Source organism: Phenylobacterium koreense (assembly GCF_040545335.1).
In the GTDB taxonomy this organism is placed as follows: domain Bacteria; phylum Pseudomonadota; class Alphaproteobacteria; order Caulobacterales; family Caulobacteraceae; genus Phenylobacterium; species Phenylobacterium koreense.
In genome coordinates, this window is record NZ_JBEPLU010000002.1 from 116413 (window position 1) to 140382 (window position 23970).

A 23970-nucleotide genomic window follows, 5' to 3' on the forward strand; every position below is an offset into this window, starting at 1 on the left:
CGTCCATGACTGACGGTCAAGACCATCCCAGGCCCTGGGAAACCACCCGCCGGGGCATGATGCTGCTGGTCTCCAGCCCGTCAGGCGCGGGGAAGACCTCGCTGTCGCGCCGGCTGGTGTCCGACCATGCCGACCTGATGCTGTCGATCTCCTGCACGACCCGCGCCCCGAGGCCGGGAGAAGAGGAGGGGCGCGAGTATTATTTCGTCGACCGCCCGACCTTCGACGCCATGATCGAGCGCGGCGAGTTCCTGGAATGGGCGGACGTGCACGACAACCGCTATGGCACGCCCAAGGCGCCGGTGATGGAGGCCCTGGAACAGGGCAAGGACGTACTGTTCGATATCGACTGGCAGGGCGCCAAGCAGGTCGCGGACGCCGCGCCGCAGGACAGTGTGCGGGTCTTCATCCTGCCGCCGTCGTGGGAGGACCTATCGCGCCGTCTGCATGCGCGAGCCCAGGACAGCGAGGAAGTGATCCAGAAGCGCCTCGTGAAAGGCAAGGACGAGGTCGAGCACTGGCGGCTCTACGACTACGTCATCGTCAACAAGAACTTCGACCGCGCCTATGCGGACCTCGGCCACATCTACCGGTCGGAGCGCATGAAACCGGGCCGAAATCCCTGGCTTCCCGACTTCGTCCAAGCCCTGCTGCGCGAATAGTCGCAAGACTTCCGAGACGTCGGCGTCGCCGGGCCGGCGGTGCGCGTCTCTTGCCTTGGTGCAACTTATGATTAACCATGAGCGCTGACGCCTGTCGCCGTGTGTTGGCGCGGGCTCAAGTGTGCTCGGCTTAGATCTAAAGCGCAGATTTTTCAGAAAATTCCCTAGGGAAGGGTCGGTTATGAAGTTGCTTCCCGTTCTCGGCGGCGCCCTGGCGGCTGCCTGCCTTTCCGTCTCGACCGCCTCGGCCGCGACGATCACCCGGCACTTCGAATTCGTCGCCAGTACTTTCGGCGGGCCGCTTTCGGAGGTCACGGGCACGTTCAGCCTGACCTTTGATCCGTTGGTCAGCTCCGCAGGTTCGCTGGACGCGCTGAGTATCTCCGAACCTAGCCTGACCATGACCGTGGCCAACACCGGCTTCGCCTACAGTTTCGGCGGAACGCCGCAGTTCAGCAATCTGGTCGTCGGCGGCACGGTCGGCGGGGTCGGCAGCGTTTCGCCCGGCGCCAGCGACTTCGTCCTGTCGTTCCTTGGCGCGGGCGCCGATCCCCTGAGCCCGCTGCCGCTTAACTTCGCCTATTCCACCGGCGACGGCGAAATCTGGAGCGGTACGTTCCAGGTTTCCACCTATGAACCGCCGCCTTCGGCAGTGCCGGAGCCCGGCGCCTGGGCGATGATGATCGTCGGGTTCGGATTGGCCGGGACGGCGTTGCGGCGGCGCGCGCTGGGCGTGGCTCACAGGAAAATCTGAGGCGCCCTGTTTGGCGCCGGCGCGACTCCTTCGATGGTTCGGTCAGGACCGGCGAGATCCTTGTGGATAGCCGCCGGGCGCAACCTTGGCGGAGTGGCGCATGTTGATAAGTTCTGCTTTTGTTCCGCCTATGGAGGCGACCATGGGCAAAAGCGACATGCAGCACGAACCGCTTCTGGCCTGCGTGGGGCTGGATCGACATCTGGTGGCCCGGTGCGCGACGCCGGGGTGTGAGCGGACGGCGCCCTGCGACCCGACGCATTGGGTGGCGCAAGGGCTCGGCGGCCTGCCGTTGCGGGTGTTTTCCGAGCGGATGCGCTGCGTGTGCGGCGGTCGCCGTGCGCAATTGACCGTTGCCAGCGGACCGCTGCCGAACCAGTCGGGCGGCGACGTCTACGTGTTTCGCTGACGGCGCCCCGCGAGATTAGGTGATCGGCGCCCCGCGACTGGAGAAAACGGGGCGCCGATCGAAAAGACGCTACTTCTGAAGCATCGCCTTAAGCTCAGCCTGGGTGGCGTTGATCGTCGCAGAGCCATCAGCGATGGCCAGCTTGTCCGTTTCGACGGCGAAGCTGTCGGCGCCCATCTTGATGGTGGCGACCTGCTTGCCGGTGGCGTCCGCCTTCAGATCGGTCACGGTGCCGATCGATGCGCCGGTGTTGTCTTTCACCGTGGCGCCCACGGCGAGGCCGGAGGCCGTGGCGCTGGCGTCAGCCCCGGCGCCCGCGGCCGAGCCGCTCATGGACGAACTCGAAGCGCCGGCGGACGGATCGGCCGACGGGCTGGCGCTGGTGGCCGGTTCCTGGGCTTCAGTGCCCTGTGCGAAAGCCGGCGCGGTGATGGAAAGAGCGAGGGCCGCAGCCCCGAGGGCGAGAATGGAACGCATGAGGGTCTCCCTGTGATTCTGCGAGGCCTCCCCCGACGGATGTCAGATTGACGGGGCTTTGAGGTCGCCAAAAGACCACGATGGGGCGAAATCTTGGCGACGGTACGATTTATGCAGCCCATAAGTGCTTGAATAGCAACAGTTGGTGAGTAAAAATATAGCAGTGGGTATGCGAGAGCGCCCCGACGTCCGGATCGACGCGGGGACCTCCAAGCCGAGGCTGCGAAGCTAGAGAAAGCCTCCTCAACGCTCTTGGTTGCCAAATTGGGGGTGAGGTGGATTGGCGCAGGTCAGACGGTGACGGGCGTGGAGACGAGCCCCGATCGCCCGAAAACGCGCAGATAGCGGGCGATCTCGCCGGCGTCGCCGGTAGCCTTTTCCGGATTGTCCGAAAGCTTGACCGCCGGGCGGCCGTCAGCCTGCGTGACCTTGCAGACCAAGGAGATGGGATCGAGCGCCGAGCCGCCGCCTGGCAGGCAGCCCTTGAAGTCGTTGGTCAGGTTGGTTCCCCATCCGAAGCTGGTGCGCACGCGGCCCGCGAAGCGCCTGTGGGTCTCTTCGATGGAGGCCACGTCCATGCCGTCCGAGAAGACCAGCAGCTTCTCACGCGGATCGCGGCCCTTGGACGCCCACCAGGCGATGATCTCCTCGCCGGCGGGGATCGGCGGGGCGCTATCGGGCCGAAAGCCCGTCCAGTCGGCGACCCAGTCGGGCGCGTCCTTCAGGAAGGCGTGGGTGCCGAAGGCGTCGGGCAGGACGATCAGCAAATTGCCGCCATAGGCGCTGCGCCACTCGTCGAGCACGCGATAGGGCGCCTGGCGCAGGGCCTCGTCATCGGGGGCCAGGGCCGCGGCCACCATGGGCAACTCGTGAGCGTTGGTGCCGATGGCCTCCAGATCGCTCTCCATGGCGATCAGCACATTGGACGAGCCGATCATGGCCGAGCCGAGACCTTCCTTCAGCGCCTCCACGCACCAGCGCTGCCACAGGAAGGAATGGCGCCGGCGCGTCCCGAAATCGGAGATCAGCAGGCCGTCCAAAGCGCGCAGGCGCTCGACCTTCTCCCAGAGCTTCGCCTTGGCTCGCGCATAGAGGACATCGAGCGAGAACCGGCCCTCGCCGCGCAGCACGGCGCGGGTGCGCAGCTCGTTGATGATCGCCAGGGCCGGAATTTCCCACATCGTGGTGTGGGTCCAGGGGCCGGAGAAGGTTAGCTCGTACTGGCCTTCGCGCCGCGAAAGCTCGTAGGGCGGCAGGCGGAAGTCGCGCAGCCAGGCGATGAAGCCCGGCTTGAACATCTGGGTCTCGCCGTAAAAGGTGTTGCCGGCTAGCCAGACCAGTTCGCGGTTGGTGAAGGCGAGGGTGCGGGCGTGGTCGAGTTGGGCGCGCAGCTCCTCCTCGGCGACGACGTCGGCCAGCCGCACGGAGCGACTGCGGTTGATCAGTGAAAAGGTGACGTCGATCTCAGGATGCCGCTCCCAGATGAGTTGGAGCATGAGCAGCTTGTAGAAGTCGGTGTCCAGCAAGCTGCGGACGATAGGATCCAACCGCCAGCCGTGATTGTAGGTGCGGGTCGCGATGTCGGTGAACGCGGACATGGCGGGACTAGAACATGGACTGCGCCGCTTTGCAGCCAGCGGATTGAGCGTGGTTGCAGCGGCAAAGGCATATCGTGTTGCGTGTCTCGCGCCCCAGGTGGAAAGTCGGCGTTCGACGAACGTCGAAAGGGCTGTTGAATGGACTGGAAGACCTTGTTCCTCACGCCGGAAGGGCGGATTGGCCGGCGCGACTTCTGGATCGGCTTTGCGATAATTTTTGCGGCGGGCGTCGTCGCGGGCGTCATCCCGCTGCTCGGCCCGCTCATCGGGTTCCTGCTGATCTATCCGCAAGTCTGCGTCCACGCCAAACGGCTGCACGACATGGGCCGCACCGCCTGGTTGATGCTGATCCCCGGGGCGGTGTTCCTGGGCGCGATGATCGTGGCCACGATGATGGGCGGCCTCGCGGCGATGAGCGGCGACTTCGGAGCCGTGCACGGCGCGGCGATGATGGCCACTGGGCTCGCCTTCATGTTGTCGTTCCTGGTCGGTCTGGCCTTCCTCCTGTGGATCGGGCTGACCGCGAGCCAGCCGGGCGAAAACCGCTTCGGCCCGCCGGCGCGATCGCTGGTCGGGACCGGGGTTTCCGCCGAGGGCTAAGGCGCCCGCATCACGGCGCGGGCCATCATCTCAAGCGCGACCTCGAGGCAGGCCAAGCGGATGGCGGCGCGGCCCACATCGCCGAAATGCGCCTGACGCACGGTAATCGGGCCGCCACGACGGGCGGCGCCGAACCATACGAGGCCGGCTGGCTGGCTGGGGTCTGGGCCGCTCTCGGTCCAGCCGGTGACGGCCAGGACGACATCGGCCGGGGACCCGGCAAGGGCGCCGGCCGCCATCTGTCGTACGGTCTCCTCGGAGACCGGGCCGTGGGCGGCGAGCGTTCCTGAGGTCACGCCAAGAAGCTGCTCCTTCGCCTCGTTGGTATAGGTCACGAAGGCGCGTTCGAAGGCGTGGGAGCATCCCGGCACGTCGGTCAGCAAGGAGGCGATGAGGCCCCCGGTGCAGCTCTCGGCGGTGGCCAGGCGAAGTTTGCGGTCGCAGGCCTCCTGTAGCAGCCGGTGGGTTGCCGCCTCGATCTCGGGCGGAAGAATGGGGCTGAGCGCTTCGGCCATCGGTCATCCCTTGTCGAGAAGTCGAGCTGAAACCCAGGCCGATCGCGGAGGGTTCTTCTTATGGGGGCCGGAAGGAGCGGCGATGACCCAGTTTGCAGTCTTTGGGGCTGGTCCCTTCGGGGCGCTCGCGTTGGAAGGCGGCGCGGCGCGCGCGCCGGATCCGCCGGCCCTCCGAACTCTGCTCGAGGTGATGGCCCGCGACCGCGACGGCGAGCCGGACGTCGAGTGGCCGCCGTACAGCGCCGATGGTGCGCGCGCCGTGGCCGGGCTTTCCGGCTTCACACGCCTCGTGGTGGGGCCGGGCCTGCTATAGGTCGGCATGGCCGTGCGGCTTGGAATGGCCCTTGTGGCGGAGGTACTTTTCGTCGAGCTCCCAAATGATCGCGTCGGCCTTCTCCTTGCCGACCAGATGGATGAGGGCGTCGAGCTTGGCCTCGGCCCGGTCGTCGTTCTCCTTCGAGGCCGGTGAGCCGACATAGAGGAAGTAGGCGAGGCCCACGACTTGCCAGATGAGCTGCAGGAACTCCGACTGCCAGTTCTCGAACGTGTCCCGCATCATCTCGACGACGTAGCCGGAGATTTCTGGCGGGGCGTGCAGCGTCGCTTGTTCGTCGAGATAGGCGAACCAGCCGAACAGCCAGTGTCCGATGATCGAGATCAGGAAAAAGGCGGCCGTCAGCCAGCCATAGGCGTAGCTCCTCATGCGAACCTCCCAAGGTGTACGTGCAAGCGAGGCAACGGACCGTGATCTTGCGAGTTCCGTTGGTGCACCAGGGAGAAGAAGGATGCGCCGTTCGACCCTTCACCTCGCCGTCGCACTGGGAAGCGGAGCCTTGCTGGCCGCCTGCGACAAGCCTATCGACGATGGGCCTTTCCCGCCGAAGGAAAGCCCGACCGCGTCAGCGACAGCGCCGTCGCCCTCCGAAATTCCTACGACCTCCGGCGGGCCGGCGGGCCAGACTCCGCCCTACGGCCAGCCGGGAGCTGCGCCTACGGAAGTGACGGAGCAGCCAGACAACACCGGGGTCTCGGCCTCCGACAGCAGCGGTTCGGTTCGCTAGGGGCGGGTTTCGATGGGCGTGGCCAGCCGGCCCTCCAGATGCAGGAGATCGAAGCAATGGCGCAGGACGGCGTCGGCATAGTCGATCTGCATCGGCAGAGGCTCGCGGCCGGTGAGCGCGATCCATTTCGAGTAGGCCTGACGAACCACCTCGGTGATTTCGGCGGCGTCGGCGACCGTGGCGATGCACATGGTCACCTCGAACGTCATCATCCCGAGATTGACGCGGGACCGGGGCCTTGCGTCATAGTCTTCGGATGCGCCTGTTCCATTTCAGCGACGATCCGGGGATCGAGCGGTTCGAGCCGCGGCCAGTGCGTGTGCCTTCTGCGCGGCCGCCGGGGCGGGATTGGCTGAACGGGCCTTTGGTCTGGGCCATCGATGACTGGCACGCCCCGATGTACCTGTTTCCGCGCGACTGCCCTCGGATCCTGATCTGGCCATTGGCGACAAGCAGCGCCGCCGATGTGCAGCACTGGTGGGGCGGACGCGACTGTCGGATGATCGCCCATGTGGAATGGGCCTGGTTCGAGGCCCTCAAGAGCAGCGTCCTGCACCGTTATGAGCTGCCGCGGCAGGCGTTCGAGAGCCTCGACGATGCAGGCATGTGGGTGGCCCGCCAGGGCGTCACGCCGATCGCGCGCGAGACGCTCACGGATCTGCCCGAAGCGCTGCGGCAGAGCGGCGTGGAACTGCGGCTGATGGATGACCTGACGCCGTTGAAGGGCGTCTGGTCGAGCAGCCTGCACGCCAGCGGCATCAGGCTGCGCAACGCCCTCAACTGGGCCGCTTAGGCGAGAGACCAAGCTTGCATAAGGATGAAATCGAGATCGACGTCGGCCTGGTCGCCCATTTGGTCGAGGCGCAATTCCCGCAGTGGGCGCGGCTGCCGCTGAGCCGGACCGGCGCGCACGGAACCGATCATGCGATCTTCCGGCTCGGCGATGACCTGGCGGTGCGGCTGCCGCGCCATCCGGGCGCGGCGGAGCAGGTCGAGAAGGAAGGTCGGTGGTCGCCATGGCTGGCGCCGCGCCTGCCGGCTCCCATCCCTGCGCCGATGGGAAGAGGCGCGCCGTCCGAGGCCTATCCCTATCCGTGGTCGATCAGCCCCTGGTTGGAGGGCGAAACCGCGGCCGAGCTGGAGCTTTCGGGCGACGTAGGGCTGGGGAGGGAGTTGGGCGCCTTTGTCACCGCCCTGCGATCGACGCCTGCGGAGAACGCGCCAGGCCCGGGCCAGCACAACGCCTGGCGCGGCGTCGCCTTGAAAGCGCGCGACAAGGCCACCCGGCGGGCTATCGACGAACTTGGCGATCGGATCGACTCGAAGGCGGCGCTGGCGGCATGGGAGGCGGCCCTCGACGCGCCCGCATGGGAGGCCGCGTCGGTCTGGCTGCATGGCGATCTGATGCCGAGCAACCTGTTGCTGCGCGATGGCCATTTGGCCGGGGTGCTGGACTTCGGGTGCATGGGCGTTGGCGATCCGGCCTGCGACCTGATCCCGGGCTGGAACCTGCTGGCGGGGGAGGGACGCGCGGCGTTCCGCGAAGCCTCCGGCGCCGATGAGGCGAGTTGGGCGCGCGGGCGGGGTTGGGCGCTGTCGGTGGCGCTGATCCAACTGCCCTACTACCAGGACAGCAACCCGGTCATCGCGGCCAACGCTCGGCGGACCATCGGCCAGGTGCTTGGCGAGGCCTGAGGAGCGTCTGCGGCGCCGGCAGGGCTTGCGGTGGCGGGGTGCTTGCGGCTAAGCGACGCCATGCCGATCAAGATACCTGACGACCTCCCCGCGCGGGCGACGCTCGACGCCGAGGGTGTGATGGTGATGGGAGAGGCGGATGCGATCCGCCAGGACATCCGTCCCTTGCGCATCGGGCTCCTGAACCTGATGCCGAACAAGATCAGGACCGAGACCCAGATCGCGCGCCTGCTGGGGGCGACGCCCCTGCAGCTAGAACTCACCCTGATCAAGATCACCAACCATGTCGCCCGCAACACGCCGAGCGAACACATGCTGTCCTTCTATCGCGACTGGGAGGACGTGAAGGCCGAGCGCTTCGACGGCCTGGTGGTCACTGGGGCGCCGGTGGAGACCCTGCCCTTCGAGGTGGTGACCTATTGGGACGAGCTGCGCCGGATCTTCGACTGGACGCAGACCAACGTGCACAGCAGCTTCAACATCTGCTGGGGCGCGCAGGCGGCGACGCATCACTTCCACGGGATGCCGAAGTACGAGCTGGAGCATAAGGCGTTCGGCGTCTTCCAGCATCGGAACCTGGCGCCGGCTTCGCCCTATCTGCGGGGCTTCTCGGACGACTTCGCGATACCCGTTTCACGCTGGACCGAAATGCGCCGGGGCGACATTCCGGCCGATAGCGGCATACAGGTGCTGATGGAGTCCGACGAGGCGGGGCTTTGCCTGCTGGACGACCCAGTCAATCGCTCGCTGCACATGTTCAACCACATCGAGTACGACTCGAACTCGCTGGCCGAGGAGTATTTCCGCGACGTGGAGGCTGGGAAGACGATCGCCGTTCCGGCCAACTACTTCCCGGGCGATGATCCGACGAAGGCCCCGCTCAATCATTGGCGCAGCCACGCGCACCTGTTGTTCGGCAACTGGATCAACCAGCTCTATCAGACGACCCCCTTCGACATGGCCGACATCGGCCGTCGCTGAGGCGAGAAGAGGGGGCCGGGACGCGGCCCCCTCGTGCGCCGTCACCGGCGCGGTTTTCCACTCAACGTGATCGTCGCCTTGGCGAGCTGAGTTCCCGTCGAGGCGGCGGCGACCTGGCTCGCAGCACTGTCCCACGCAGCCTTGCGGCACTGGCTGTAGAAGAACTGCTCCTCCAGGCGCAGCGGGTGGGGGATGTCGGGACAGACTTTGCGCACTGCCAGGGCGATGCGTCGTTCGAGCATGGCCCGGCCCCCGGAGCGGCTGAGGTCCAGGTCCTCATAAGCCACCGTCGCGGTCCGCAGGGCCGGCCTGTACTCGGCCCTGGCGCCTCCCGTGACGGAGAGGAAAGCAATGGCGGCCATGGCGAACGTGATGGGCGTCTTCATGATATGGTCTCCCTTGGCTACCTCGACCGGCTGACGCCGTATCGATGCGCCTAGCCCAGTCCGTTCCCCGTTTTTTCGCAGGACGATTTTCCGACCGAGTTCCGACTTTCAGCCCATCAGACGCCGACTTTTCGCGATGACGACCGTGGAGACGCACAAGAAGGTCGAGTTGGCGCGGGAGCCCGACTTCCGCCTCGGGCGGCTGGAGGTGAGTCCGTCGCTCTGCCGGGTGCGCGGCGACAGGGAGATCCGGGTCGAGCCGAGGGTCATGGAGGTGCTGGTCCTGCTGGCCCGCGCCGAAGGGCGAACGGTTTCGCGGGACGAGCTCATCGCCGCCTGTTGGCAGGGCCGGACGGTCAGCGACGATGCGGTCACGCGAGTGGTGGCGAAGGTCCGCACTCTTGCAGCCGCAAGCGAACCGCCGGCCTTCGTCCTGGAGACGGTCCCAAAAGTGGGGTTCAGATTGGTCGTCGCCGCGGCGGGCGTGGCGCCGCCGGGACGCGCGCCTCCAGCCTGGCGCGGTTGGCTCGTTCCCGTGACCGTGATCCTTGCGGCGGCGGTCGCCGGCGGCCTGTGGGCGTCGAACGACGGCGTCTGGCCCCTGGCCGCGGGGCGGCGGGGCGATACGGCGGTCGAGGCCTTCGTGGGCGAGAAGGGGGACCGTGAGACCGAGCGCCTGGCGATCGCAGCCTCGGAGGAGATCGCGCGGCGGATGGATGAGGCGGGTGTCCAGACGAGGTTCCGGGATGTCTCGCCGCAGCAGGATGATACCGAGTTCCAGGTCACCGGATCGATCGCGCGGGAAGGCGACGGCTATTCGCTGATTACGCGCGTGATCGATCGCGCGACCGGCCTCATCCTATGGTCGGATCGCCTCGAACGCCCCGCGTCGCAGCGCCAGAGCCTGGCGAAGGAGGGTGCGCGGCGGGTGTCGAGCGCCTTGGCGTGCCTGTTGCGCGACCGCGGCTCCCGGCGGATGCCGGCGGAGGCCATAGGACTTTATCTGCAGGTCTGCGATGCGGCGCTCAACTATTGGAACGCCCGAATGCTGAGCGCCACTCGTCGCCTGGTCGTGGTCGCGCCTGAGATGGCCGACGCACACGCCATGCATGGTATCGCCGCCGCGCGCGTCGCCAGTGAGACCGGGTTCGCCGAAGAGGGGGCGGCGGCTCTGAGAATGGAGGCCAAGGAGGCCGCACGGCGTGCGCTGGAGCTGGATCCACGCACCGCGAAGGCTCACGTCGCCCTGGCTCTCAGCGAGGGGGAGGGCGGACGCTGGACGCAAAGGGAGCGAGCCTATCAGCGCGCTTTCGCCCTGGACCCGGACCTGACGTTGGCCTTGACCTCCTATCCGCAATTCCTGCGCGAGGTCGGTCGGCTTGACGAGGCGATAGAGCTGGTGGGCCGGGCCGGCAGGGCGGCCGATCCGAGAGGGGCGGAAGGCGGCAGCCTGCAGGCCATGCTGCTTGCCCAGAAGGGCTATTTGCGCGAGGCGGAGCGGCTGATCACGCTGTTGGACCAGGAGGCGCCTGGCGCCAACCGAGAGGTCAGGGTGGCGATCGCCGCCTGGTGGGAGGACCCACCGGTCGCCATCGCCAAGATAAGAGACTTGGCCGCCGATGACGACGACGCCCCATGCCTCCTGATTTATCTGCGTGAGCTGCCTGATCGGCGCGCCAACGGGGTGAAGGGCCTGCCGCCAGAATGCGAGCGCCTGGCGCCGGACTGGCGCATCAGGCTGCTGGCCAGGGAAGGCGACCTGAACGCAGCATACGCGGCTATGAGCGCGCCGCTCCCCAACGCGCGGCGAACGCTGGCCTTCCTCTACTATCCGGAGATGAAGGCGTTTCGGCGGGATCCACGCTTCATGCCGCTCGCCGGGCGCCTGGGCCTGACCGACTACTGGCTGGAGAGCGGCCGCTGGCCCGATTTCTGCCGCGAGCCGGACCTGCCGTACGACTGCCGGACCGAGGCGCTCAAATTGGCTCAACGACGCAAGGGCGTCGCCAGCGCATCCTCGGCGATCGGCGCCAGGCTCGGCGCTGCCTGGAAGGCTTCACCGATGCGGATGCGCGCAGCTTCTGATGCGGCCGGGCCGGACGACAATACCGCGCCGAGCCCGTTTTCCTGGACCTCCAGAAGGACGAAATCCGGCCGATAGAGCTCGACGAGGTCGGGGCGCCAGGCGCCGTCGTCGATGTGGGTGAGGATCACCTTGCCGAAGTGGCCTGTGAGGAAGGGCAGCAGCGCGGTCGAGAACGAGTCCCTTTGCATCAGGAGGACCGGCTTCGACGGCTGATGGGTGTCGATCACCTGGGGCGTCGTGAAGTCGCGCCGGCCGGCGGCCAGCCATGTCGTCTCCCAACCATCGGAGGCAGGGTCTTCATATCGGACGTATTCGATCGGCACGAAGCCCCCCACGCCGATCATCTGCGCCAGGTCGTGAGGCCGGCGAGGATCGTCGGGCTTGGAGCGGAACGCCGAGAGCGGGCGCGTTTCCTGGTCTAGGCCTCGCGCGCGCAGGGCCTGCATGATGGCGACGTAGCCGGCATAGGCGCCCGCGCCGGTCCAGTGGGTGTCATGACGGCTGAATGTGACGGCGCCGTCGGCGCGCGCGCGGGCCACCGGTTCGTAAAGGTGGAGGACGGCGCTGGGTACGGCTCGATCCGCCGCGGCTGCGATCTGCCGGCTGAACCGGTACGGCTCGAGATGGAACCAGGACGGCGCGTACTGGGGATAGATCGTCTCCTTCAGTGGCGCGGCCACAACGAGATAGGCGGCCCTGTGCTCCTGCAGGCGTTCGACCCGACCCGCGAGGTTCAGCATAAGGCGCTCGGCCAGGTCGGGGGTGAGCGGGTTCTCGCCTCGGGTCGGCCCGAGCAGCGAGCCGTCGTTGTAGAACAGCCAGCCGTCCTGCCCGATCAGCACCTTCTCCGAACCGCTTACGCCGAGCTTCAGGCGAAGATAGTTGACGCTGGCGATCAGCCGCGTTCGGGCGGGAAAGTTGTCGGCGATATAGGAGTCGGTGTCGGTCCTGAACTTTTCGAGACCGCCCCGCCACTGGGGAACGGCCGCGGGCTTGCGGCCCTCGCGCAGGTCCGCCGCAGGCAGAAACCGCGGCGCGACGAAGGCTGCAAGGATCAGCAAGGCGACGGCCGCGATCAGGCCGCGGCGGGGCAGCGGAGCATCCATCGCGGTCAGAACCTGAAATAGAGGAAGGGGTTGAGGCTCGTTCCCGCCAGGACCGCGACGCTCAGGACGAAGCCGCACAGAAGGGCGGCGGTCGGGATGGCGTGAACGCTGCGGGTGTCCAGGCGTGAGGAGAGGTGCGGCGAAGGCGCGTCCGCCCGTGGGCGTCGAAGCTTGTGCAGGCATGCCGGCAGCAGCGGAAACGACAGGACGACGCCCGCTCCCAGGGCGGCCAGCAGTTCGATGTCAAGGAGCTGCCGCAGCCGGACATCGGGAGGCGCGAATGTCCGGATATCGCCCATGGCGGCGATGTAGTCGCCCGCTTGCGCAAGGGTCTCGGCGCGGAAGATGACCCAGCCGACCATCACCACGATCACCGCGTAGAAGTGGGCGAGAATCCGCGGGCTTCGATCGAGGACGCGGCCCAGGCCGATCCGTTCGGCCATCAGGAATGCGCCATGGAACATGCCCCAGACGATGAACGTCCACGCCGCGCCGTGCCAAAGGCCGGTCAGCAGGAAGACGACCAGGAGATTACGAACGGTCTTGAAGCGGCCATGCCGATTGCCGCCCAGGGGGATGTAGACATAGTCCCGGAACCAGGTGGACAGCGAGATGTGCCAGCGCCGCCAGAAGTCGGTGAGCGATCGCGCGGCGTAGGGATAGTCGAAGTTCTTCGGGAAGGTGAAGCCCAGCATGAAGGCCAGGCCGATGGCCATGTTCGAGTAGCCGCAGAAGTCGAAATAGATCTGCAGCGTGTAGGCGAGGGCGCCGAGCCATGCGGTGGTGGCGTCGAGCGCGCCCGTGTCGAGCCCGAAGGCGTAGTCGGCGAGGGGCGCCACCGTGTTGGCGATCAGCACCTTCTGACAGAGCCCGACGATGAAGTACTGCACACCCAGGCCGATGCGCCCCGACCCGCGCCGGTCGGCGTGCAGTTCATCGGCGATGTCGGCGTAGCGCACGATCGGGCCGGCGATGAGGTGCGGGAACATCAGGATGTAGGTGGCGAAGCGCCGGAGCGACGGCTCTCCCGGGACTGCGCCGCGATAGACATCCACGGCATAGCTGATGAGCTGGAACGTGAAGAACGAAATGCCCAGCGGCAGGTGATGCTCGACCCGGGGAAGGGTGTTCGGGAACAGGGCGTTGATGCTTTCGGCGATGAAGCCGGCGTACTTGAACCAGCAGAGCACGCCGAGGTCGAGGCCGACGATCCCGCTCAAAAGGAGAACGCGCCGACGCTCCGCGGTGGTGCGCGTCAGGAGGCGGACCAGGCTGAAATTGAGCAGGATGAGGCCGCCGAGAAGGCCGAGATATTTGCCTTCACCCCATGTGTAGAAGACCACGCTGCCCAGCAGCAGGACAGCCGTTCGCCAGCCGCTCGCGTAATAGGCGAGCAGCAGGACGGGCAGGAAGTAGAAGATGAAGATGATCGATGAGAAAACCATTCGTCCCCGCTCAGGCGGGGAGCGGTACAACGGATCGGGGGCCTCCGGCCAGATGCTGCAGGCCCTGTGCATTAGCCCCTATCGCTTCGGCGCATTTTGAGAGAGACTCTCAACTTCATGGCGCGCGCGGTTTATCTGGTCCTGGGGTTGGCGCTTACGGCGCTGGGCGTCGTCGGCGCGTTCCTGCCGCTATTGCCGACGACGGTGTTCCTGATCCTGGCGGCGGCGTGCTTCGCCAAGTCCTCCCCGCGGCTGGAGGCTCGGATCCTCAGCCATGCCCGGTTCGGCCCGCTGGTGCGGGATTGGCGCTCGCATGGCGTCATTCCCCGGCGGGCGAAGGTTCTGGCCTGCATCGGGATGGCGATCGGCTTCCTGATCTTTTTCCTTTCGGCGCATCCGGCGGCATGGCTCGCCCTGCTGGTGGCCGCAGGCCTGGGCGCTTGCGCCGCCTTCGTGGTGTCGCGCCCGAGCGCGCCGCAGTAGCTGAATCGGCTTAAGCCCAAGCTGTGCTGACCGATCCGTTCTTCTACGCGGTGGCGATCCCGGCCGTGATCCTGCTCGGCCTCGCCAAGGGCGGGTTCGCGGGGATCGGCGTGATCGCCGTTCCGCTGATGGCCCTGGCGGTGTCGCCGGTGCTGGCGGCTTCCATCACCTTGCCGATCCTCATCGTCCAGGACGTGGTCAGCGTGTGGGCCTTCCGCAGGACCTGGGACAAGCGCGTGCTCGCGATCATGCTTCCCAGCGCGGCGGGCGGCATCCTGCTCGGCTACCTGCTGGCCGCGTTCGTCGATCCCGGCGCGGTGGAGCTTGCGGTAGGCGCCATCTCGATCGTGTTCGCGGTGATGCGGCTGTGGGCCGAGCGCGCGGCCGCGCCGGTGAGGACGGGCAAGCCCGAGCGCCTGCCCTGGCGCGGCGTGCTGGCAGGCGTCGCCGCCGGCTTCACCAGCCAGATCGCCCATGCCGGCGGACCGCCGTTCCAGATCTACGTGCTGCCGAAGAACCTCCCGCGCGACGTGTTCATCGGCACCAGCGCCATCTTCTTCGCTGTGGTGAACTGGATGAAGGTCCCCGCCTATTGGGCGCTCGGACAGTTCACGCGGGAGGCGCTCACGACCGCCGCGGTGCTGCTGCCGTTGGCGATCGTCTCGACCTATGCCGGGGTCTGGCTGGTGCGTCGCGTGCCGGCGGCGAGGTTCTATCGGATCATCTATCTGCTGCTGATCGCCGTGGGCTCCAAGCTCGCCTGGGATGGAGCCGCGTCGCTCCTGGCGTGAGGCGCCTTATGCCTGCCGCTTTGCGGGCGCTATGCTTGAGCTTCTGGTGGAGTGAAGCGATGCATAGAGTTGCGATCCTGACCGCGGCCGCCCTGGCGCTGGCGAGCGCCGCCCATGCCCAGGAGGCGATGTCGACGGCCGGAGCCTCCGGAACGCCGCCCACCGACGAAACCTCCCGCCAGATCGAACGCTGGTTCGCCGACTCGCCCGCGGCCCGCGAGCAGGAAGAAGGCGTCCTGGCGGGGCTGGTCGGAGAGCCGGACCGCAAGATTCACGGCCAGGTCGGTGTCGCTATCGGCACCGGCGGTTATCGTAGCGCCTACATCGACAGCGTCATGCCGCTCGGCAAGACGGGGACCTTGGCGCTCAGCGTCGGCCAGGAGAAGAACGGCTTTCGCCCTTATGGCTACGGCTTGGGACCCAGCTACTGGCCTCGGAGCCCGGGGATGTCGCCCCTCGACTACGACCTGATGCGATAGGCGTCCGCCAGGGCGAGGAAGCCGGGCACGTCAATGGTCTCGGCGCGCGCTTCCGGCGACAGGCCGGCGGCCAGGCATAGGGCTTCGCCGCCCAGGGCCTTGAGGCTCGATCTCAACATCTTGCGGCGCTGGCCAAAAGCCGCGGCGGTCACCTGCTGAAGAGCGGTCAGCCGAACGGGCTCTGGCCGGTCCTCGCGGGGCGTTAGTCGGGCGACGGCGGAGGCGACCTTCGGCGGCGGGGTAAAGGCGCGGGCCGGGACGTCCATCACCACCTGCGCATGGCTGGTGGCTTGGGCGAGCACCGAGAGACGGCCGTAGGCTTCGGTCCCGGGAGCTGCGGCGATGCGATCGGCCACTTCCTTCTGGAACATCAGTGTCATCGAGGCCGGCGTGAAGGCGCCGGTCAGCCACTTGATCAGCAGCGGCGTACCGACGTTGTAGGGCAGGTTGGAGACGATATGCGCCGGCGCGCCTGCCGCCACGGCCGCCTCGTCGGTGGTGAGGGCGTCTTCCAGGCGCAAGGTCAGGGCCCCGCCCGACGCCGCCGACAGCTCTTCCAGCAGGGGGGCGAAGCGGGGGTCGGCTTCGACCGCGGTGACGCGTGCGCCGGTCTCCAGCAGGGCGCGGGTCAGGCCGCCAGGGCCAGGACCAACCTCGATGACGTGGTCGCCTTCGCCCACCTGCGCCAGCCGGGCGATCTTGCGGGTGATGTTGAGGTCCAGCAGAAAGTGCTGACCAAAGCTCTTCTTAGCGAGCAGGCCATGTTCGGCGAGGGTGTCGCGCAGGGGCGGCAGTTGGTCCAGGGTCATTCGTCGCCGCAATAGCAGGCCGGAACGCTTCCCCAAAGCGTGGGCGTGCTCGGAGGCTCTTAAGTCTAGCTTCACGCCTTTGCGCGAATGGTGAAGAGAAGATTATTGGCGGAAGGGCAAAACGCCCGTGACCATCGCGCCGATCCAAGGGCCGCTGACGCCGCAGGTGACCTTACCGGTCACGCCTGTGCGACCGGTGATTCCGGTGACGCCGCCGGCTGCGCCGTCGATCGAAATCAACTCCGGACAGGTCCGGGCCCAGCTCATCGCCAAGACCGCGCAAGAGGCCGCGGGCCGCCAGGGAGGCCTTGCGCCGCTGGTCGCCGATCTCTCGCAGGCGCTGCGCAATCCGATGTTGCCGGCGCAGGTCCGATCCGCCGCCGCCCTGGTTCTGGCGCAGGCGCGGCCGGCCGACGGCCGAGTCAGTGGCGCTGACATCGCCAAGGCCCTGGCGCAGTCCGGGCTGTTCCTCGAAGCGCGACTCGCCAGCGAACCCAGAGCGAATCCCCGCGGGCAGGATCTCAAGGCCGAACTTCTGGTGCTGCGCCAGGCGCTGGCCGCATGGCTCGCCGGCGCGCCGCGCGCACCCGTGCGGACGCCAGGACGCGCCCCGCCGCCGCCTTATCGGGGCGCCGGCGCATCGACCCAGCCTGCGGCGAGCCCGAGCCTGCCCTCCGATGCGCCGCTCAGCGCGGTGGGGCAGAGGTTGCTGGCCGAGACCGAAGGCGCGGTCGCGCGGCAAGAACTGTTGCAGATCGCCTCTATGCCTGCCGGTGCGGACGAGCCGCTGGAAACCCAGTTGGTGACGCGCTGGATGTTCGAGATGCCCTTCACCACGCCGCAGGGCGCTGCGGTGGCGCAGTTCGAGGTCGGGCGGGACCGTCGCGGGACGCAGGAGGGCGAGGAGCCTGCCTGGCGCGTGGCGTTCTCGCTGGATATCGAGCCGCTCGGACCGATACACGCCCGCGTCTCTTTGCGTGCGGCGCAGATGACCGTGGGCCTCTGGGCCGAGCGGGAAGTGGGTCTCGATCGGTTGCGCCAAGGGCAGGACCTGCTTGCTCATGCGCTGCGGCAGGCGGACCTTTCAGCAGAGATCGCCATCCAGGCCGGCTCTCCGCCGATGCGGGCTCCCGAGGCGGGGCGATTGGTGGATCAGACTTCATGAACGAGAAGAAGACCGTTGCGTTGGCGCTGAGCTACGACACGCCGCGGGCGCCACGCGTGGTGGCCAGCGGCCATGGGCTGGTCGGTCAGAAGATCATCGAGGCGGCCGAGGCCCACGGCGTGCCGATCGAGAAGAACGCGGTGCTCGCCGAGGCGCTCTCCAATATCGAATTGGAGACGGAAATTCCCGACCGCCTCTATGGCGCGGTCGCCGAAATCCTCGCCTTCGTCCTGCGAACCGCCGAGGCGCCCGCGCCCGTCGAGTAGATCGGTGCTAAGGCTGGCGCATGTACGCCGTGCTCTGCGCCACTTCCGAGGAAATGACCGCCCTGCGCGCCGTGCTGCGCACCGAGGGCGAAGCCGAACGCCATGGGCCGACGGCGGTCTGGCGGGGCCGGTTCGCGGGCGAGGAAATCGTGCTTGCTCAGGCCGGGATCGGCAAGGTGAATGCGGCGGCGGCGGCCACCTTGCTGCTGTCGGCGTTCGGCGCGCGCGGCCTGATCTTTTCGGGCGTGGCGGGCGGCCTCAACCCGGCCTTGGAGGTGGGCGCGGTCTTGCTCGCCGAGCGGCTTGCGGTCCACGACTACGGCATCATCTCGGCCGGGCGCTTTACTGCGACGGACTATGGGGTGATCCCGGTAGGCGCGCCGGAGCTGTCGACCCTGAAGCCGGTTTCCGAAGAGGTGCAGGGAGCGTTGCGCCGGCTGGCCCGCACGCTGGGGGCGCGGAGCTCGATTTCTCCACGACTGGGCGGGATCGTGACGGCCGACTACTTCCTCAACTGCGGCCAGACCCGGGACGAACTGCACGAGCGCCTGGGCGCGGACGCGATCGACATGGAGTCGGGAGCCGTGGCCGTGGTGACGCAAGCCTGGTCGCGCCCGCTCTATGTGATCCGCACATTGTCCGACCTGGCGGGCGAGGACAGTCACGTCACCTATGGCGAGATGGCCGCCATGGCGGCGCGCAACTCGGCGCTCTGCGTCGAAGCCTTGCTGGAGATCCTGGCCGAGCCGCCTATTCGAGGCCTGTGATCTCCACCTCTGCGCCATTGACCATGGCGGTGTCCCCGAGGGTCTTGCCCAGGAGCGCGCGAGCCAGCGGCGAGATGTAGGAGACCGAACCGGATGTCGGATCAGCCTCGTCCTCGCCGACGATGGCGAAGGTCTGGCTACGGCCGTCCTCGCGTTCGAAGGTGACGGTGCGGCCGAACTGGACCTTGTCGCTGTCCGGATCCGGAACCACGAGCTGGGCGCTGGCCCGGCGCGCCGAGAAATAGCGCAGGTCGCGGGTCGCCCGCGCCATGGCGGTGCGATCGGCCCCGACCTCGCCGCTGGCCTGGGCGGCGTTGTAGGCGGCGCGCGCCTTGGCCAGCTCGCCGTCGAGCTGGGCCAGTCCCTTGGCGGTGACCAGGTTGGGATGCGGGGAGATCGGACGGTCCGGCAGGTCGGCGGCCGCCGACTCGCTGTCCTCTTCCTTGGTGAAGGCGACGCTCATGGCGCCATTGTCTCAGGTCCGGTGCGTCATGAAAACGTCGTAGCGGAGCGTCTTGCCGACGATCTGGTGGGAAGGGGCGGGAAGTCCCGGCATCGACGGGGCCTTGCGCGGCCATTTCAGCACCACCCGCTTTCGCGCGACGGCCAGGGCGGCCTGCATCAGCTCAAGCTGGTCCGGATCCGTGCCGACCAGGTCGCGCAGCAGGCGCATATCCTTCTTCACCAGGGCGGTCGAGGTGCGCTCCGGGTGCATGGGATCGACGATCACCACATCCGGCGAGAGCGTCGGCAGCAGCAGGCGCGCGTCTCCCTGCAGCAGGGTCATGCGCGCCACGACCGGCGCGGCGGCCGGGTCCTCGGCGGCCGCCTGCAGGGCCGCGGCCAGGCGGGCATGGACGTAGGGCGAGCGCTCAATGAGCGTCACCTCGGCGCCCAGCGAGGCCAACAGGAAGGCGTCGCGTCCAAGACCGGCGGTGGCGTCGACCACGCTGGGCGTCACACCCTTGGCGAAGCCGGCCGCGCGGGGCAGGTCCTGGCCGCGACCGCCGCCGAACCGATGACGATGGCCCACGGCACCGCCGACGAAATCAATCGTAAGTTCGTCGGCAAGCTCGGCGGGGTTGGCGGGGTCTGGTGTCAGGGCGCGGCTCCGGTCAGCCGCGCTTATCTGGCGCCTGATCCAGCCAAGGCCAAGGGCTTTGCGTCAGGCGCGTCCCTGCGCGACCGTCCACTCGTCCACCACGCGCTCGAGCACGTCCAGCGGAAGCGAGCCGCCCAGCAGCACGGCGTCGTGGAAGCCCTTGATGTCGAAGCGTGCGCCGAGCGCCTGCTTGGCTTTCGTCCGCAGGCGATCGATCTCGGTGTGGCCGATCTTGTAGCCGCAGGCCTGGCCCGGCCAGACGACGTAGCGGTCGATCTCGTTCTCGCCGGCGCCTTGGGGCAGGCCGACATTCTCGCTCATATAGGCGATGGCCCGTTCGCGGCTCCAGCCCTTGGAGTGGATGCCGGTGTCCAGCACGATGCGGGCCGCCCGGTAGAGGAACGACTGCAGCCAGCCGATCCGGCCCGCCGGATAGGCGTCGTACATGCCGAGCTCGTCGCCCAGTTGCTCGCCATAGAGGCCCCAGCCTTCGCCGTACGCGGTGAAGCCCAGGTTCTTGAAGAGCAGCGGCGCATCTCCCGCCTCCAGCAGCAGCGCGCCCTGGAAGAGGTGGCCGGGGACGGCCTCGTGATAGGTGAGGGTGGGCAGCGCCCACTTGGCCCAGTCGTTGGTGTCACGCAGGTTGATGTAGAAGACGCCGGGGCGGACGCCGTCCAGAGAGCCGCTCTCGGCATAGCCGCGCGGCGCGCCCAGCTCGATGGCGGGCGGGACACGCCGAATCTCCATGCCGGCTCTCGGAATGGTGTTGAAGACCCGCGGGCACTCGGCCTTGACCGCGGCCATCTGCCGATTGAGCTCCGCCAGCAGTTCGGCGCGGCCGGCCTCGGTGTTCGGGTAGAGCTGCGCCGGGTCCTTGGCGAAGGCGTCGAGCCGCTGCGCCACCGAGCCCTGCGTGTAGCCCTGGGCCTTGAGCAGCGGGTCGAGCCTGGCGGTGAGGTCAGCCACCTGGGTCAGGCCGATCTTGTGCGCCTCATCCGGCGTCAGTTTCGTCGTCGTATGGAAGCGCAGGGCATACTCATAGAACCCTGCCGGGATCGGGCCGCGGGTGACGCTGGCCTCGTGGCCGGCGGTGCGGCGTTGCGCGGTGAGGAGCGCGATCTGGGCGGCGAGCCCGCTGGCCACGGGCCCGTCGACTATGGCCGCCGCTTTCGCGCCCCAGTCGCTTCCGAGCCCCTTCTGCTGAGCGCGCCGCCCGAGCGAGGAGGCCAGGCCAGACGTCTCGCCGGTCTCGGCGGCCAGCGCCTTCAACTGGGCCACGGCCTTGTCGATGATGAAGTCGGGCGGAACGACGCCGCGGGCGGCGTTGTCCTTGGCGCGGGCGACCTCGTCGCCGAGCGCTTTCGCAAAATCGTTCAGGCGCGCGAGATAGGCCTCACAGTCCTCTCGGGTTTCGATGCCGTGCTTCGTCGCCAGGGCGTCCGGCACTTCCTGGTAGGCGCCGCTGAGCTGGGTCAGCACATAGGGCACCGGGTAGTCGTAGGAATCGACGCCAACGAACGGAAATTTCTCGGCTTCTGCGCAGTGGTCGGCGAACCAGACGACCGTGTCGTACTGGGTCAGGTCCCGGCCCGAGAGGCTCTGGCGATTGATGGCCTTGAGCTGGGAACGGGCGTCGATCAGCGGACGGAAGGCGCCGAGGCGGCCGGCTTCCGAGCGGTCTCCGACCTTGGTCTTCAGGACCGCGCGGCGGCCGGTGTCGAGGCCAAGGCCCGAGGCGTTGAGCGGATCGGCCGCCAGCATGCCCTCGAAGATCTGATCATAAAGCAGGCGGGCCTGGACGGCGGTCGGGCTCTGGGCGGCGACCTGCTGGTTGACGCCAAGGCCGATGGCGGCGGCCGAAGCAGCGAGCAGATGGCGGCGATTGAGCATGAAGAGACCTCCCCCGATGAGGCCGCAGGAGCGCACGGCTCGGTAGAGTCGGCAAGTCTCAAGCGGCGCGGTTGGCCGCGATCTCCTCAGCCGCACGGATCGCGGCGATCAGGCTGTCGGGCCGGGCGAGGCCGCGTCCGGCGATGTCGAAGGCGGTGCCGTGATCGGGCGAGGTGCGCACGATCGGCAGGCCGAGGGTCAGGTTCACGCCGCCCCAGAAGTCCAGCATCTTCACCGGGATCAGCGCCTGGTCGTGGTACATGCAGACGACGGCGTCGTACTTCTCCCGGGCGGTGGGATGGAACAGGCTGTCGGCGGGCGAGGGGCCCGTGGCTGCGACGCCCTGGGCGCGCAAGGCCTCGACCGCCGGCGCGATGATCTCGGCGTCTTCTCGGCCGATGGTCCCGTCCTCGCCGGCGTGCGGGTTGAAGCCGGCGATCGCCAGGCGAGGCGCGGCGATCCCGAAGTCGCGGACCAGCGACTGAGCGGTGACCAGGCCGGCATGGACGATCCGCTCCACCGAGAGCAGGGCCCCGACCTTCGAGAGCGGCTCGTGGACGGTGACCAGCGTGGTCCGCAGCCCCGGAACCGCCAGCATCATGATCGGGCCACGTGCGCCTTCGAAGCGCGCTCCGGCCGTCAGCTCGCCGAGGAACTCGGTGTGGCCGGGAAAGCCGAAGCCGGCCTCGTAGAGCGGGGCCTTCGAGATCGGCGCCGTGACGACCCCGCTGACCGCGCCGGAGAGGGCCAGGCCTACGGCCGTTTCGATCCACCCGATGATCGCCGGGGCCGCCGCCGACGATGGCTTGCCGGCCACGACCGGGCAGCGCAGCGGCAGGTCGAGCACCGGGAGGGCGTTCGGGAAGACCCCTAGCGCTTCCTTGGGGCTAGTGACGCGCCGCACCGCACGCATGCCGGCGCCGGAGACCGAGGCCATGGATTGAACATCGCCCACCACCACGAAGGGCGGGCCGCTGTCGCGAAGCTGGGTCCAGGCCTTGAAGATGATCTCAGGCCCCACCCCGGCCGGATCGCCCATGGTCAGGGCGAGCGGGCGCGGCGCGGGGGGCTTGGGAGCGAGCGGGCTCACCGGGTTTCGATCGTCGCCGAGGTCCTGAGGTCGCGCATGTAGCGCCGCGCGATCATGCTGAGTTGCTGGCCGAACAGGCGGTTCTCGATCTGCTCGGTGGTCAGGGCTTCGGCCCCGCCGGTCTTCTTGCCGCAGACGGCGAGCAGGTGCAGGCCGGCGTTGGTGCGGATCGGCTGCGAGATCTGCCCCGGCTGCATCGCTTCCACGGCCGTGCGGAAAGCCGGCGCCAGGTCCTTGATCTCGGTCTCGCCGAGGTCGCCGGCGACGACGCCGTTGACGTTGGCCGCCTTGGCCTCGATGTCGCCACAGCCGGTGATCTGCCCGCGAAGCGTCTCTAGCGTGGCGGTCGCCTGGGCGACCTGCCCGTCAGTGGCGTTCTGCGGCAGGCTGACGGCCGCCTGCTTCAGGCTGACGACAGAAGCCGTTGATCCCGAACGCTTATCGCGCAGGTAGACGATGTAGACGCCGTCGCGCACCGGGATGGGCTGGGAGAGCTGGCCCGGACGCATGTTCTCCAGAGCGGCGTCGACCTCCGGCGCCATTTCCCCGGGGGTGACCCAGCCGGCGTCGCCGCCGTTGGCCGCCGTGGCCGAGGCGGAGAACTGCCGCGCAACGGCCGGGAACGGCGCGCCCTGCTGCATCTGGGCGACCAGTTGCTGGGCGCCGTTCATGGCGGTCTCCATGCCCCCGACGCGGCCGGCGTCCAGGAACACCTCGCTGATCTGGAACTGCGGCTTGGAGGCGGCGGCCTCCAGCCGCTGCTGCATGGCCTTCACCTGGTCGTCGCCGACCCGCAGGCGCGAACCATAGCGTCCGCGGATCCAGCGCTGCCAACTGACCTGGGCGCGGATCTGCTCCTTCAGCGTGCTGACCGCGATGCCCTGGCCGGCGAGCGAGGCGATGAACTGCTCGGTCGACATGTTGTTGCCGCGGGCCATGTCGGCGATCTCTTCGTTGATCTCCTCGTCCGTGGCGACGATCTGGAACTTCTGCTCGCGTTCCTGGTGGCGCAGTTCCTGGAGCTGCAGGCGCTCGTCGACCAACGAGACTAGGGCCTCGCGCTGGAACTGCGCGATGTTCTGCTGCGTGGGCTGGATGCCGGAGGTGGCGATCAGCAGCCGCATCCGCATGGCCAGGTCGTAGGTCGAGATGATGTCGTCGTTGACGACCGCTGCGACCGACTCGCTGAGCCCGGGGGGCGGAGCGGTCTCCGTGGCGGGGGCCGGGGCAGGGGCGGCGGGCTGGGCGTCCTGGGCGGAGGCGCAGATCGGAACCGCCGCCGCGGCGAAGGCGGCGGCCAGGGCGACGCTCCGCGCCGCAAGGCCCGTGACTTTACGCGCGCGGTTCATGGAT

The 23970-nt window shown here is 68.0% G+C and carries 29 protein-coding genes and 1 pseudogene; 16 read left to right on the forward strand and 14 right to left on the reverse strand.

Annotated features, from left to right (window positions below; genetic code table 11):
* Positions 1–5 precede the first annotated feature (5 nt).
* From gmk to ABID41_RS12310, 3 genes are all read left to right on the forward strand, one after another.
* Positions 6–662 (forward strand): guanylate kinase, encoded by a 657-nt coding sequence (gene gmk / locus ABID41_RS12300; RefSeq protein WP_331930714.1) that lies wholly within the window; start codon positions 6–8, stop codon positions 660–662.
* Positions 663–843: 181 nt separating this feature from the next.
* Positions 844–1416 (forward strand): PEPxxWA-CTERM sorting domain-containing protein, encoded by a 573-nt coding sequence (locus tag ABID41_RS12305; protein ID WP_331930712.1) that lies wholly within the window; start codon positions 844–846, stop codon positions 1414–1416.
* 142 nt (positions 1417–1558) lie between these two features.
* Positions 1559–1825: a hypothetical protein gene (locus tag ABID41_RS12310; RefSeq protein WP_331930710.1), complete on the forward strand. Its 267-nt coding sequence runs from the start codon at positions 1559–1561 to the stop codon at positions 1823–1825.
* 69 nt (positions 1826–1894) lie between these two features.
* On the opposite strand, the gene ABID41_RS12315 is transcribed toward ABID41_RS12310, so the two are convergent.
* Positions 1895–2302: a hypothetical protein gene (locus ABID41_RS12315; RefSeq protein ID WP_331930708.1), complete on the reverse strand. Its 408-nt coding sequence runs from the start codon at positions 2300–2302 to the stop codon at positions 1895–1897.
* Positions 2303–2592: 290 nt separating this feature from the next.
* Entirely contained in the window at positions 2593–3900 is a 1308-nt protein-coding gene (pncB, locus tag ABID41_RS12320) for a nicotinate phosphoribosyltransferase (protein WP_331930706.1), read from the reverse strand.
* 138 nt (positions 3901–4038) lie between these two features.
* Here pncB and ABID41_RS12325 point away from each other — a divergent pair, with 138 nt between their 5' ends.
* Positions 4039–4500, forward strand: coding sequence for a DUF805 domain-containing protein (locus ABID41_RS12325; RefSeq protein ID WP_331930704.1), 462 nt, complete (start codon positions 4039–4041; stop codon positions 4498–4500).
* On the opposite strand, the gene ABID41_RS12330 is transcribed toward ABID41_RS12325, so the two are convergent.
* Positions 4497–5015 (reverse strand): CinA family protein, encoded by a 519-nt coding sequence (locus tag ABID41_RS12330; RefSeq protein ID WP_331930702.1) that lies wholly within the window; start codon positions 5013–5015, stop codon positions 4497–4499. The two genes, ABID41_RS12325 and ABID41_RS12330, sit on opposite strands and share 4 nt — an antisense overlap.
* Positions 5016–5097: 82 nt before the next feature.
* Between ABID41_RS12330 and ABID41_RS12335 the strand changes: the two genes are divergently transcribed.
* The gene (locus ABID41_RS12335; protein ID WP_331930700.1) at positions 5098–5328 is read left to right on the forward strand and encodes a hypothetical protein; all 231 of its coding nucleotides are present in this window, start codon (positions 5098–5100) and stop codon (positions 5326–5328) included.
* Here ABID41_RS12335 and ABID41_RS12340 read toward each other — a convergent pair.
* Positions 5323–5718, reverse strand: coding sequence for a DUF6766 family protein (locus ABID41_RS12340; RefSeq protein ID WP_331930698.1), 396 nt, complete (start codon positions 5716–5718; stop codon positions 5323–5325). The genes ABID41_RS12335 and ABID41_RS12340 overlap by 6 nt on opposite strands.
* An 82-nt stretch (positions 5719–5800) precedes the next feature.
* Here ABID41_RS12340 and ABID41_RS12345 point away from each other — a divergent pair, with 82 nt between their 5' ends.
* Positions 5801–6076: a hypothetical protein gene (locus ABID41_RS12345; RefSeq protein WP_331930696.1), complete on the forward strand. Its 276-nt coding sequence runs from the start codon at positions 5801–5803 to the stop codon at positions 6074–6076.
* Here ABID41_RS12345 and ABID41_RS12350 read toward each other — a convergent pair.
* Positions 6073–6288 carry a hypothetical protein gene (locus ABID41_RS12350; RefSeq protein ID WP_331930694.1) on the reverse strand — a complete coding sequence of 72 codons (216 nt, stop codon included), beginning with the start codon at positions 6286–6288 and terminating at the stop codon, positions 6073–6075. The genes ABID41_RS12345 and ABID41_RS12350 overlap by 4 nt on opposite strands.
* Positions 6289–6332: 44 nt before the next feature.
* Between ABID41_RS12350 and ABID41_RS12355 the strand changes: the two genes are divergently transcribed.
* The 3 genes from ABID41_RS12355 to metA are packed head-to-tail and all read left to right on the forward strand — an operon-like array spanning position 6333 to position 8752.
* Positions 6333–6869, forward strand: a complete 537-nt coding sequence (locus ABID41_RS12355) for a DUF6886 family protein (protein ID WP_354297790.1) — start codon at positions 6333–6335, stop codon at positions 6867–6869.
* A gap of 14 nt (positions 6870–6883) precedes the next feature.
* Entirely contained in the window at positions 6884–7771 is an 888-nt protein-coding gene (locus tag ABID41_RS12360) for an aminoglycoside phosphotransferase family protein (RefSeq protein ID WP_331930690.1), read from the forward strand.
* Between the two features lie 60 nt (positions 7772–7831).
* A complete protein-coding gene (gene metA, locus ABID41_RS12365; protein WP_331930688.1) occupies positions 7832–8752 on the forward strand; it encodes a homoserine O-acetyltransferase MetA in 921 nt (306 codons plus the stop codon).
* A 41-nt stretch (positions 8753–8793) separates the two neighbouring features.
* Here metA and ABID41_RS12370 read toward each other — a convergent pair whose 3' ends face one another.
* Positions 8794–9138 carry a UrcA family protein gene (locus tag ABID41_RS12370; protein ID WP_331930686.1) on the reverse strand — a complete coding sequence of 115 codons (345 nt, stop codon included), beginning with the start codon at positions 9136–9138 and terminating at the stop codon, positions 8794–8796.
* Between the two features lie 136 nt (positions 9139–9274).
* On the opposite strand from ABID41_RS12370, the gene ABID41_RS12375 reads away from it, so the two are divergent.
* Complete coding sequence (locus ABID41_RS12375) at positions 9275–11299, forward strand: winged helix-turn-helix domain-containing protein (protein WP_354297792.1); 2025 nt, start codon at positions 9275–9277, stop codon at positions 11297–11299.
* Between the two features lie 263 nt (positions 11300–11562).
* On the opposite strand, the pseudogene ABID41_RS12380 reads toward ABID41_RS12375, so the two are convergent.
* A pseudogene (locus ABID41_RS12380) lies at positions 11563–12330 on the reverse strand (alginate O-acetyltransferase AlgX-related protein); the annotation flags it as partial.
* A 5-nt stretch (positions 12331–12335) separates the two neighbouring features.
* Positions 12336–13775, reverse strand: coding sequence for an MBOAT family O-acyltransferase (locus ABID41_RS12385; protein WP_331932941.1), 1440 nt, complete (start codon positions 13773–13775; stop codon positions 12336–12338).
* A gap of 117 nt (positions 13776–13892) precedes the next feature.
* On the opposite strand from ABID41_RS12385, the gene ABID41_RS12390 reads away from it, so the two are divergent.
* The 3 genes from ABID41_RS12390 to ABID41_RS12400 are packed head-to-tail and all read left to right on the forward strand — an operon-like array spanning position 13893 to position 15528.
* Positions 13893–14258 (forward strand): YbaN family protein, encoded by a 366-nt coding sequence (locus ABID41_RS12390; RefSeq protein ID WP_331932942.1) that lies wholly within the window; start codon positions 13893–13895, stop codon positions 14256–14258.
* Positions 14259–14281: 23 nt separating this feature from the next.
* Entirely contained in the window at positions 14282–15049 is a 768-nt protein-coding gene (locus tag ABID41_RS12395; protein ID WP_354297793.1) for a sulfite exporter TauE/SafE family protein, read from the forward strand.
* A gap of 59 nt (positions 15050–15108) precedes the next feature.
* Positions 15109–15528: a hypothetical protein gene (locus ABID41_RS12400; RefSeq protein ID WP_331929152.1), complete on the forward strand. Its 420-nt coding sequence runs from the start codon at positions 15109–15111 to the stop codon at positions 15526–15528.
* Here the strand turns inward: ABID41_RS12400 and rsmA are convergent.
* The gene (gene rsmA / locus ABID41_RS12405) at positions 15510–16337 is read right to left on the reverse strand and encodes a 16S rRNA (adenine(1518)-N(6)/adenine(1519)-N(6))-dimethyltransferase RsmA (RefSeq protein WP_331929151.1); all 828 of its coding nucleotides are present in this window, start codon (positions 16335–16337) and stop codon (positions 15510–15512) included. The two genes, ABID41_RS12400 and rsmA, sit on opposite strands and share 19 nt — an antisense overlap.
* 127 nt (positions 16338–16464) lie before the next feature.
* Between rsmA and fliK the strand changes: the two genes are divergently transcribed.
* The 3 genes from fliK to mtnN are packed head-to-tail and all read left to right on the forward strand — an operon-like array spanning position 16465 to position 18535.
* Complete coding sequence (fliK, locus tag ABID41_RS12410; RefSeq protein ID WP_354297794.1) at positions 16465–17502, forward strand: flagellar hook-length control protein FliK; 1038 nt, start codon at positions 16465–16467, stop codon at positions 17500–17502.
* Positions 17499–17768 carry an EscU/YscU/HrcU family type III secretion system export apparatus switch protein gene (locus tag ABID41_RS12415; protein WP_331933008.1) on the forward strand — a complete coding sequence of 90 codons (270 nt, stop codon included), beginning with the start codon at positions 17499–17501 and terminating at the stop codon, positions 17766–17768. Before fliK ends, ABID41_RS12415 begins: the two co-directional genes overlap by 4 nt.
* 20 nt (positions 17769–17788) lie before the next feature.
* The gene (mtnN, locus tag ABID41_RS12420) at positions 17789–18535 is read left to right on the forward strand and encodes a 5'-methylthioadenosine/S-adenosylhomocysteine nucleosidase (RefSeq protein WP_331933009.1); all 747 of its coding nucleotides are present in this window, start codon (positions 17789–17791) and stop codon (positions 18533–18535) included.
* Here mtnN and greA read toward each other — a convergent pair.
* Genes greA through ABID41_RS12445 form a run of 5 tightly spaced genes read right to left on the reverse strand, consistent with a single transcriptional unit; the run spans position 18519 to position 23966 of the window.
* Positions 18519–18998, reverse strand: coding sequence for a transcription elongation factor GreA (gene greA / locus ABID41_RS12425; protein ID WP_331933010.1), 480 nt, complete (start codon positions 18996–18998; stop codon positions 18519–18521). The two genes, mtnN and greA, sit on opposite strands and share 17 nt — an antisense overlap.
* Positions 18999–19010: 12 nt before the next feature.
* On the reverse strand, positions 19011–19676 hold the full coding sequence (locus ABID41_RS12430) for a class I SAM-dependent methyltransferase (RefSeq protein WP_354298072.1): 666 nt from the start codon (positions 19674–19676) through the stop codon (positions 19011–19013).
* Between the two features lie 24 nt (positions 19677–19700).
* Positions 19701–21527, reverse strand: coding sequence for a DUF885 domain-containing protein (locus tag ABID41_RS12435; protein ID WP_331927702.1), 1827 nt, complete (start codon positions 21525–21527; stop codon positions 19701–19703).
* Positions 21528–21585: 58 nt separating this feature from the next.
* Positions 21586–22617 (reverse strand): 4-hydroxythreonine-4-phosphate dehydrogenase PdxA, encoded by a 1032-nt coding sequence (pdxA, locus tag ABID41_RS12440; RefSeq protein ID WP_331927700.1) that lies wholly within the window; start codon positions 22615–22617, stop codon positions 21586–21588.
* Positions 22614–23966 carry a peptidylprolyl isomerase gene (locus ABID41_RS12445; protein ID WP_331927698.1) on the reverse strand — a complete coding sequence of 451 codons (1353 nt, stop codon included), beginning with the start codon at positions 23964–23966 and terminating at the stop codon, positions 22614–22616. The genes pdxA and ABID41_RS12445 overlap by 4 nt, the downstream gene beginning before the upstream one ends.
* Between the last annotated feature and the right edge of the window lie 4 nt (positions 23967–23970).

Excerpts from the sequence above, each read along its gene's own strand:
- gmk (WP_331930714.1), top strand. The coding sequence starts at position 6 with ATGACTGACGGTCAAGACCATCCCAGGCCCTGGGAAACCACCCGCCGG.
- ABID41_RS12305 (WP_331930712.1), top strand. The coding sequence starts at position 844 with ATGAAGTTGCTTCCCGTTCTCGGCGGCGCCCTGGCGGCTGCCTGCCTT.
- ABID41_RS12310 (WP_331930710.1), top strand. The coding sequence starts at position 1,559 with ATGGGCAAAAGCGACATGCAGCACGAACCGCTTCTGGCCTGCGTGGGG.
- ABID41_RS12315 (WP_331930708.1), bottom strand. The coding sequence starts at position 2,302 with ATGCGTTCCATTCTCGCCCTCGGGGCTGCGGCCCTCGCTCTTTCCATC.
- pncB (WP_331930706.1), bottom strand. The coding sequence starts at position 3,900 with ATGTCCGCGTTCACCGACATCGCGACCCGCACCTACAATCACGGCTGG.
- ABID41_RS12325 (WP_331930704.1), top strand. The coding sequence starts at position 4,039 with ATGGACTGGAAGACCTTGTTCCTCACGCCGGAAGGGCGGATTGGCCGG.
- ABID41_RS12330 (WP_331930702.1), bottom strand. The coding sequence starts at position 5,015 with ATGGCCGAAGCGCTCAGCCCCATTCTTCCGCCCGAGATCGAGGCGGCA.
- ABID41_RS12335 (WP_331930700.1), top strand. The coding sequence starts at position 5,098 with ATGACCCAGTTTGCAGTCTTTGGGGCTGGTCCCTTCGGGGCGCTCGCG.
- ABID41_RS12340 (WP_331930698.1), bottom strand. The coding sequence starts at position 5,718 with ATGAGGAGCTACGCCTATGGCTGGCTGACGGCCGCCTTTTTCCTGATC.
- ABID41_RS12345 (WP_331930696.1), top strand. The coding sequence starts at position 5,801 with ATGCGCCGTTCGACCCTTCACCTCGCCGTCGCACTGGGAAGCGGAGCC.
- ABID41_RS12350 (WP_331930694.1), bottom strand. The coding sequence starts at position 6,288 with ATGATGACGTTCGAGGTGACCATGTGCATCGCCACGGTCGCCGACGCC.
- ABID41_RS12355 (WP_354297790.1), top strand. The coding sequence starts at position 6,333 with ATGCGCCTGTTCCATTTCAGCGACGATCCGGGGATCGAGCGGTTCGAG.
- metA (WP_331930688.1), top strand. The coding sequence starts at position 7,832 with ATGCCGATCAAGATACCTGACGACCTCCCCGCGCGGGCGACGCTCGAC.
- ABID41_RS12370 (WP_331930686.1), bottom strand. The coding sequence starts at position 9,138 with ATGAAGACGCCCATCACGTTCGCCATGGCCGCCATTGCTTTCCTCTCC.
- ABID41_RS12375 (WP_354297792.1), top strand. The coding sequence starts at position 9,275 with ATGACGACCGTGGAGACGCACAAGAAGGTCGAGTTGGCGCGGGAGCCC.
- ABID41_RS12385 (WP_331932941.1), bottom strand. The coding sequence starts at position 13,775 with ATGGTTTTCTCATCGATCATCTTCATCTTCTACTTCCTGCCCGTCCTG.
- ABID41_RS12390 (WP_331932942.1), top strand. The coding sequence starts at position 13,893 with ATGGCGCGCGCGGTTTATCTGGTCCTGGGGTTGGCGCTTACGGCGCTG.
- ABID41_RS12400 (WP_331929152.1), top strand. The coding sequence starts at position 15,109 with ATGCATAGAGTTGCGATCCTGACCGCGGCCGCCCTGGCGCTGGCGAGC.
- rsmA (WP_331929151.1), bottom strand. The coding sequence starts at position 16,337 with ATGACCCTGGACCAACTGCCGCCCCTGCGCGACACCCTCGCCGAACAT.
- ABID41_RS12415 (WP_331933008.1), top strand. The coding sequence starts at position 17,499 with ATGAACGAGAAGAAGACCGTTGCGTTGGCGCTGAGCTACGACACGCCG.
- mtnN (WP_331933009.1), top strand. The coding sequence starts at position 17,789 with ATGTACGCCGTGCTCTGCGCCACTTCCGAGGAAATGACCGCCCTGCGC.
- greA (WP_331933010.1), bottom strand. The coding sequence starts at position 18,998 with ATGAGCGTCGCCTTCACCAAGGAAGAGGACAGCGAGTCGGCGGCCGCC.
- ABID41_RS12435 (WP_331927702.1), bottom strand. The coding sequence starts at position 21,527 with ATGCTCAATCGCCGCCATCTGCTCGCTGCTTCGGCCGCCGCCATCGGC.
- ABID41_RS12445 (WP_331927698.1), bottom strand. The coding sequence starts at position 23,966 with ATGAACCGCGCGCGTAAAGTCACGGGCCTTGCGGCGCGGAGCGTCGCC.